Here is an 8,251-nt window from a genome sequence, read left to right as displayed (position 1 = left end):
CGTGAGAGCGGCAGTTCTGGTGGAAAGGGCAGCGGAAAAATAGAGGAAGCAGGCGTGCAAGGGTCGGACAGCGCACGGGCTTCTGTGCAGAAAAGACAGAATGGTGCGGCAGTATATGGCGTAAGGGCGCTTGTGGGACGAAATCAGGTCCGGGAGCTTACTGCGACAGGTGAAGAGGGGGCATTTATCAGCTGCACCGTTGTTGGCGGGACGGGTGATAGGACGGATGATGCTTCCCTAAATGGCGGCAGCAGTTCCGGCGGGAAGGAAGCCAACGGCGGCGGAAACGGTACCGGAGGGAACAGTAACGCCGGAGATAACAGTAGCGCCGGAGGGAACAGTAACGCCGATGGGAATAGCAGCACTGATGGGAAGAATGAGAATGGCGGCAGTGATGCAGGAGATAATTCCGATGCAAATCCGGGCGATGAAGGCGGGAATATAACCGATGGCAAGGATGAAATCAAAGATGAGATCAAGGATCAAATCGATGACATCAAGGATAAAACCGACAAGAAAAAAGGTGAGCTGAAGAAACCGGAGCCTGATCCGGAGATAGAATCCAACCTGAATAAAATGAAGGACGAAATATCCTCCATCTCCGGGAATATGAAAAATATTCAGAACACCATTTCCTCCACAGGAGATTCGGTATCTGATGCTGCGGGCAATATTTCCAATGAACTGACGGATCAGAGCAAGCTTTCCGGGGATACGATTGACAGCCTGACCGATTCCATTGACGGCGGCATCCAGAGTCTGACGGACAGCATGAAGGGCCTGATGAACACGCAGCAGCGGATTACGGATTCCATGAATGCGGATCTGAACATCCTGATGGGAAACGGCGATCCCCTGCTGGATGTTTCCTCCGGAAATGTGACGGAAAAGACGCTGGGAGTTATTTATGGCTGTATGAATAACGGGTCTGTGGACGCGGATATTAATCCCGGCGGTATTGCAGGGACCATGAATGTGGAATACGACTTTGATCCGGAGCTTGATCTGGATTTATCCAAGCTGACGGATGTGGCGGTACGCTCCACCACCAATGATGTGGTGATTCACTGTATAAATTACGGGAAAATAAATGCAAAGAAAAATAACTGCGGCGGCATTGCAGGCAGCGAGGAGCTGGGCCTGATCTATGACTGTGAAAATTACGGCGACATCAGTGCGGAAAGCGGAAAGAAGCTGGGCGGAATCGCCGGTGTCAGCACCAGCACCATCAATAAAAGCTATTCCTTCTGCAATATCAGCGGAGTGGATTATCTGGGCGGCATCGCGGGAGACGGCTATAACATCAGCGGCTGCGCGTCAATGTGCACTCTGGAAAGTGATGAAGGAGAGTATATCGGAAGTATCGCAGGGCATGTGAATGAGGAAGCGGAGCTTTCTGCCAATTATTTTGTTTCCGATGAATGGGGCGGTATTGATAACATCAACTATTATGGCAAGGCCGAGAGCTGTGCCTATGAGGAGCTGATGCAGAAGGAGGAGATACCCCAGGGCTTTACCACGGTTACCATTACCTTTAAAAACGAGGATGAGGTGTGCGGCACACTGACGATTCCTTACGGCGGAAGCATACAGGAAGAGGATGTGCCGAAGATTTCTGCAGAAGGCGGATATACAAAATGGAACATAGAATTTCCGGTCCGTAAGGTAACGGAAAATATTATGGTAGAAGCCGAAGAACAGAGGTGGACATTGAGCCTGGCCTCCGCACAAAAGGCGGAGAACGGCAAGCCGCTGTTCCTTCTGGAGGGTAATTTTTATGAAAATACGCTTCTTACGCTGGACGAATGCCAGTCTCCGGAAAGAGAAGAAGCCTGTGCCTATGCTTATTCCTGGTCGCTGGAAAACCAGCCCGAGGATGAGAAAACTTCGGAAATGACAGCACATTTCCTCATACCGGAAGGGGCTGACAGCGCACAGGTCTGGATTGCAGGCAGCGATGGTAAGTGGAAAATGGTGGAAACGAAAGAGGACGGAAGCTATCTGACTGCGTCCGTTCCCTATGGCTGTTCCTTTGCTGTTTATGGAATAACAGAAAGCAAGGTTATGTATTACGTGCTTGGCGTTGCCGGTGTGGCGCTTCTTATGGCGGTTATGATTGGCAGAGCAGGAAAACGGAGAAGGAACAGGAGGAAGGCGGCAAAAGAAGAAAAGACCACAAAAGAAGATTAGGCTACAAAACAAGAATACACAAAAATCGTTATAAATGCCGGATTATAGAATCAGACATTTCAAGAAGTATATAAAGCTGCGGAACCTTTCACGAAGACTCCGCAGCTTTATATTTTTTTGCAGCTTTATATTTTTTACAGTTATTAATTTTTTTGCAACTTATTCATTTCCAGGTGCAGCTTGCGTATCCTCACATTGCAGGATGAAAATGGTCTGCTATAATCAGTATATGGCTGAAGGCAGTAAGAGAGCTGAAAGCTATTTGAAGGAACGTTCTTAAAAATAAAGGTGGAAAAGGATAATGAAGATTAACAGGTTCCGGGAACCCGGGCTTTCTGAAGATTATATAGATATCCATTACAGGGAATATAATGAGAGAATCAGGAGGATAGTGGCTCTGGCAGGGAAGGAGCCGATGCTTCTGGGAAAACTGGAAGGAGAGCAGGTTTTCCTGAAGCCGGAGGAGGTATATTACTTTGAGGCGGTGGACAGGAAGTGCTTTGCCTGCCTGGAGGAAGAGGTATTTCAGGTGGAGCAGGGAATCCAGGCCGTGGCAGAGAAATATTCCGAACTCGGTTTTATCCGTATCAGTAAATCCATTGTGGTAAATATTTACAGAGTACGCAAAATCAAAGCAGATGTGAACATGAAAATGCAGCTTGTGCTGGATAACGGTGAAAAAGTGATTCTGAACCGTTCCTATAAAAATGATTTTCTGCAGTTTATCAGGGAGAGGAGAAATGAACATGCAACTCATTAACCGTAAAAATTTTTTCCCATCGGTTTGCTGTACCTATACGATATTGTCTCTGTTAAAAATTGCCACTGAGGCCTTTACACAGGGAAAATGGGAAATTGATCAGCAGAATTTTGTTATGATATTCTGTATATCGCTTGTTGCCACCTTTGTACTGTCACAATACTATCGTTTTCAGCGTTTTCCGCCGCTGGCGGTAATTTTGGGGCAGTATCTGGTGATACTTGGCGGAATTATGTTTACTATTTGGGTGATAGGACATTTTACGGAATTATCCGAATATGCTTACCTGGATATGTTCCGGTCCTTCACCATTCCTTATGTGATCATTGCAGGCTGGTATTATATATCACTTTTCCAGGAAATAAAAAAAGCGAATGAAATGCTGGAGGAAATCAGAAAGGAGAAAAAAGATGGAGACAGCTATGAAGACTATGACAGATAAAAAAAGAGGATGGGGGCTTTTATCGCTTGGGCTTGATGCTTTTGCGGGCCTGGGGCTGGAGGTGGTTTATGCTTTTTTGCTGGAACCCCTGCTGTACGGGGCATCCATGGAGGGGTGGAATACCTGGCAGACGATTGTACACTGGATTATCACCTGTATTTCCTGGGGACTGGTGGCGGCCTGGGTACTGCGGACGGGGGAAAAGAAGTATGGCCTGAAGCTGTTTGAGGGCAGCCTGAAAACGGTTAAGCTCTGGCAGTGGGCGCTGGTGGCGGCGGGAGCGGCACTTAAAATCTACGCCTCTGTGATGGACTGGGGAGGTTTTAAGGTATATCTTGAATGGAAGTCCCATGGCACGCTTCTTTTTATCTTCCAGTACATATATTATGTGTTTGAAACGCTTCTTTTTACACTGATTCTGGTGTTTGCCCAGTTGGCCTTTGAGACCTGGTTTAAAAACCGGAAAATTCCCTATGGCGGGATTGTCATGGGGCTGACTTGGGGGCTTGGTCACATTTTTACCAAAGGAAGTCTTTTGATAGGGCTGGAAGGAGTTGCGATTGGGCTTTTGTTCGGTTCGCTTTACCTGCTGCTGAACCGGAACCTGAAGGGAACCATGGTACTGCTTTTCTTATTGTTTGTTCTATAAAATGCGGCTTACAGTCCGTACCCTGTTCAGGCTCCCGCCGTCCGGTGCCTGTGCCTTTGTGTCCGCCGCATGGGACAGGGAAATGTAAAATTACCACTGGCATTCGGGAAGAAAATCTGGTAAAGTTCCTTTAGAAGTGATGTGTCCGTTCGGTCCCCGCTTATGATAATTAACAGAAAGGAACCATGATAATGCTTCCAGAAAGCTTTGTAAACAGAATGAAAGAAATGCTGGGGGAGGAATATGAGGCGTTTTCCGAGGCGCTGAGGGAGGAAAGGCATCAGGCCCTGCGGGTGAATCCGCTGAAGGCGGAGCCGGAGGCTTTTGCGCGGACGGGGCCTTTTTCCCTGACGCCGGTTCCCTGGGCGAAAACAGGTTTTTATTATGACGGGGCGCAGCAGCCCGGGAAGCATCCGCTTCATGAGGCGGGCGTTTATTATATCCAGGAGCCCAGCGCCATGGCGCCTGCACAGTTCCTGCAGGCGCGTCCGGGGGAAAGGGTTCTTGATTTATGTGCGGCGCCGGGAGGGAAGAGCACCCAGATCGCGGCGCAGATGAAGGGCGGGGGACTGCTGGTATGTAATGAAATCCATCCTGCCCGGGCTAAAATACTGTCTGAAAACATAGAACGGATGGGCATCCGCAATGCGGTGGTCACCAATGAGACGCCGGAGCGGCTGGCGGAACGTTTTTCCGGGTTTTTTGACCGGATTCTGGTGGATGCGCCCTGCTCCGGGGAAGGGATGTTCCGTAAAAATGAAGAAGCCTGCGGGGAATGGAGCCTGGAAAATGTGGAGATGTGTGCAGAAAGACAGGATACGATTCTTGACAGCGCGCAGCAGATGCTGCGAAGCGGCGGGCTTCTTGTGTATTCCACCTGCACCTTTGCCCCGCAGGAAAATGAAGGGAGCATCAACCGTTTTCTGGATCGCTTCCCGGATTTTACGTTGGTGAATGTGGATATGCCGGAGGGTTTTGAGGCAGGACGGCCGGACTGGGTGCCTGGCGGAAGGGAAGAGCTTGCCAGGACAATGCGGCTGTGGCCTCATAAAATCAGGGGCGAGGGGCATTTCCTGGCGGTTCTTAAAAAGGAAGGCAGCGTATCGGAGACGGAGTGGATGCCTGTGCGCCGGGACGGCATAAAGGGCCTGTCGGTGAAGGAATATGCGGATTATCTGGAATTTGAAAAGCAGTATCTGACAATAAGGCAGGAAGGGATTTTTATTGCCTTCGGTGATCAGCTTTATCTGGCGCCTCAGGGAATGCCGCCTCTTAAGGGGCTGAAGGTACTGCGGCCGGGACTGCATCTGGGCACGAGAAAAAAGAACCGGTTTGAGCCTTCCCATGCGCTTGCCCTGGCGCTGAAGCCGGAGGAGGTGCGTTTTTCCTGTGACCTTCCCTCAGACAGCCGGGAAATTTATGGCTATCTGAACGGAGAGACGTTCCGGGAGGATGTGGGTGTTTACCGCGAGGAAGGCGGAAAGGGCTGGCATCTGATAACAGCGGACGGCTACAGCGTCGGCTGGGGCAAGCTGGCCGGTGGAATCATGAAAAATCATTATCCCAAGGGGCTGAGAAAGAACTGGAGCTGCTGAGGCGGTTTGCAGTATCTGCCAAATGTACGAAATCAGGCATGGGACAGATCGGGAAATCTCAGCCTGTGCCCGTCGAAGGGATTTTCTTTCGGAATACGTGTAAAAAGAGTGTCATCCTCATTGGAAAGCGGTGTGGGAAGGCTGTCTGGGATTCCATCCGGCAGAAATCCCAGAACCGCTTTTTGCGTGCCTGCAGGAGCAAGGCAGGACAAAATTTCCTGCAGGGAGTGACCCGGGGGACAGAAAATATCATGGCAGAGTAACGTCCCGGATGTTACATCCTGTTCTGCGACTGCTGCCGCGTCGTAGTCCGGCAGATAATACACACAGTCCTTCAGAAACGAACCGCAGTAAAACATCAGCAGGTTAAAATTATCCAGGGAAGGCAGCAGGGAAAAGGGATTGGACATCCGGTAATGGGCTTCCAGCAGGCTGTGGCCGGAAGGAGAGTCCATATCCAGCCGGCGCGCCTTTCCCCGTTTTCCGTCCGCAGAAGGGGCAAGCGGAAGGCTGCACTGGTATTCTGTTTCCCTGCGAAAACCGAAACGGGGATAGAAATCCAGTACGGTTTCGTTGGCAAACAGATAGAAGCCGTCGCAGCGCTCCTCCCAGTCCCTGAAGATTTCTTCAATCAGATAGCGGGAAAGCCCCTGGTTGCGGTAAGCCGGATGGGTCATGACTGTGCCCAGCTGGATATAGTTTTTTATCTGCCCGTTCCAGCGGGTTTTCATCAGATTGACGGATACATTTGCGGCAGCAGTACCGCCGTCCATCAGGGTATAGGGCTGATAGCGCTGTGACCAGCAGCCGTTTTCATACCAGCCCTCAAAGGACAGCTGAAAGGTCTGCATGGCCAGAGCGTTAAAGGCATTTCTTACAGGCGCGGTATCACGCACATTTTTTTCCAGCTTGTATTTCATTTGTTTCCCTGTTCCTCCCTGTTCAGTTCCTTCAGCCGTTCATTCATTTTTCTTGCTTCCCTTCTGTTGTAAAAGAAAAAAATACTCCAGATTGCCGTAAAAATCAGAACGCCCAGGATGATAAAGGTCATCATGTACCATTTATTTTCCAGCGGGATCCATCCCAGATAAAAAGCGGCCAGAAAATATCCGCTCATGCCAAGCGTGAAATGAATCAGAATCTGTATACCGAGGGAAAGCCTGTCAATTCGGTAAACGATGCTGGTGGAGCCGCAGGCGATACCAACAAATACGGCGCCCAAGGCCTGCCTTGGAAAATTATTCACAATAGGCGCAAGGAAAGCCGGGCCGCTGATGAGATAGCCGATAAGGCAGGTAAATACGAAAAAGGTGCAGCCCCATGAAATTCCCAGGAAAAGATAGTTGATAACTTTTTTTACGCTCATATCTATACCCCCAGTCGTTGTTTGAATTGCTGACGGTAGCTTCGGGTAATCACTTCCTCCACTCCGTTTTTCATCACAAGCTCCATCGTGCCATTGAAAGAGGCTTCTACATGGCTGATCCGGCGGATGCTGACAAGCGCCGACTTGGAAATGCGCACGAAATTTTTTCCCAGCTGTTTTTCCAGCTCGTACAGAGGCCTGTTTAACAGAAAGCGCCTTTTCTGCCGGTCGTAGAGCGCGAGCTCGCGACCCTCCGTGCGGATAATTTCTATGGCGTCCGGCTCAATAAGATAGGTTTTCCCATCACGCTGGGCGGGGAACACGTTTTCCTCCCCTTCTTTTTCCAGAAGCGATATGGCGGCCTGCAGGTTCGGGGTCAGCCTGGCGGCGTTTATGACCGCGCAGGGTTCCTGGCAGGCCGGATCGATTTTCAGCTCCACACGCATGGGCGGTTCCCTCCTTAGATTCGGTTCAAGCCTTTTAAAGCAGCTGTGAACTGACTGGTTATAACATTTTTCCAATACATTATATCCGCTCTGCGGGTGTGGGCCTTTGGCGGAATTTAGCGCCCGGATTTCTGCGGCGGGCGCAGAAATCAGCATGCGCAGATATAATGTCCCTACGCCAACATTATATCATAAAACGGGGGAAAGGAAATGCGTTTTATCTCCGGTATCAGCAGGTTGCCCTGCAAAACCTGCATTTCGTACGCCGTCTGTTGCCGTGCGGGCTGCAGCTGCTTATGATGAAGAAAAAGGAAGATAACTGTGAGGGGTGCTGAACAGTTATAAAGGAGGAATGCATATGGATAAGACACTTGTGGAAATAGATGGACTGCGGCTGGATTATGGGGCGGTATGTGCGGTGAAGGACGTATCCTTCCGCATGAAGGCAGGAGAAATACTTGCCGTCATCGGGCCTAACGGCTCCGGGAAAACCTCTACGGTAGAATGTGTGGAGGGACTGCGCAGGCCCACTTCAGGGAGCGTGCAGGTTTTCGGGGTGAACCCGCTTAAGAACCGCAGTCAGGTGTACCGGGAAATGGGGATACAGCTGCAGGAGGCGGAATATCCTGACAAAATTAAAGTAAAGGAGCTTTGCGGGCTGTTCGCTTCTTTTTATGAAAATCCTGCCGACTGGCATCTGCTCCTACAACAGCTGGGCCTGGGGGAAAAGGCGGGCCGTGCGGTAAAAAAACTGTCCGGCGGGGAAAAGCAGCGGCTGTCGGTGCTCCTTGCCCTGCTGCCCC

Annotated in this window: 9 protein-coding genes; 6 read left to right on the top strand and 3 right to left on the bottom strand. The window is 50.2% G+C overall.

The features are described from left to right. From HMPREF1548_RS29765 to HMPREF1548_RS00625, 5 genes are all read left to right on the top strand, one after another. Positions 1–2,190: hypothetical protein (locus HMPREF1548_RS29765; RefSeq protein WP_021633686.1), on the top strand; the 2,190-nt coding region annotated here is incomplete at its 5' end. Positions 2,191–2,491: 301 nt separating this feature from the next. Then, on the top strand, positions 2,492–2,950 hold the full coding sequence (locus HMPREF1548_RS00640) for a LytTR family DNA-binding domain-containing protein (RefSeq protein ID WP_021633684.1): 459 nt from the start codon (positions 2,492–2,494) through the stop codon (positions 2,948–2,950). Further along, on the top strand, positions 2,931–3,392 hold the full coding sequence (locus tag HMPREF1548_RS00635) for a DUF6608 family protein (RefSeq protein ID WP_147331903.1): 462 nt from the start codon (positions 2,931–2,933) through the stop codon (positions 3,390–3,392). The genes HMPREF1548_RS00640 and HMPREF1548_RS00635 overlap by 20 nt, the downstream gene beginning before the upstream one ends. Continuing rightward, a complete protein-coding gene (locus HMPREF1548_RS00630) occupies positions 3,373–4,041 on the top strand; it encodes a hypothetical protein (RefSeq protein ID WP_021633682.1) in 669 nt (222 codons plus the stop codon). The genes HMPREF1548_RS00635 and HMPREF1548_RS00630 overlap by 20 nt, the downstream gene beginning before the upstream one ends. A 185-nt stretch (positions 4,042–4,226) precedes the next feature. Further along, a complete protein-coding gene (locus tag HMPREF1548_RS00625) occupies positions 4,227–5,636 on the top strand; it encodes an RsmF rRNA methyltransferase first C-terminal domain-containing protein (RefSeq protein WP_021633681.1) in 1,410 nt (469 codons plus the stop codon). Positions 5,637–5,668: 32 nt separating this feature from the next. On the opposite strand, the gene HMPREF1548_RS00620 is transcribed toward HMPREF1548_RS00625, so the two are convergent. Genes HMPREF1548_RS00620 through HMPREF1548_RS00610 form a run of 3 tightly spaced genes read right to left on the bottom strand, consistent with a single transcriptional unit; the run spans position 5,669 to position 7,448 of the window. Continuing rightward, the gene (locus HMPREF1548_RS00620) at positions 5,669–6,556 is read right to left on the bottom strand and encodes a GNAT family N-acetyltransferase (protein ID WP_021633680.1); all 888 of its coding nucleotides are present in this window, start codon (positions 6,554–6,556) and stop codon (positions 5,669–5,671) included. Further along, the gene (locus tag HMPREF1548_RS00615) at positions 6,553–7,002 is read right to left on the bottom strand and encodes a DUF3021 domain-containing protein (RefSeq protein WP_021633679.1); all 450 of its coding nucleotides are present in this window, start codon (positions 7,000–7,002) and stop codon (positions 6,553–6,555) included. The genes HMPREF1548_RS00620 and HMPREF1548_RS00615 overlap by 4 nt, the downstream gene beginning before the upstream one ends. Before the next feature lie 2 nt (positions 7,003–7,004). Then, entirely contained in the window at positions 7,005–7,448 is a 444-nt protein-coding gene (locus tag HMPREF1548_RS00610) for a LytTR family DNA-binding domain-containing protein (protein WP_035320448.1), read from the bottom strand. 358 nt (positions 7,449–7,806) lie between these two features. On the opposite strand from HMPREF1548_RS00610, the gene HMPREF1548_RS00605 reads away from it, so the two are divergent. Next, the coding region (locus tag HMPREF1548_RS00605; protein WP_035320447.1) for an ATP-binding cassette domain-containing protein at positions 7,807–8,251 on the top strand (445 nt) is incomplete at its 3' end.

This window comes from Clostridium sp. KLE 1755 (assembly GCF_000466465.2).
Taxonomy (GTDB): Bacteria; Bacillota; Clostridia; order Lachnospirales; family Lachnospiraceae; genus Eisenbergiella; species Eisenbergiella porci.
The sequence above is the reverse complement of the archived record's forward strand: the minus strand, read 5'-3'. Positions and strand labels throughout refer to the sequence as shown.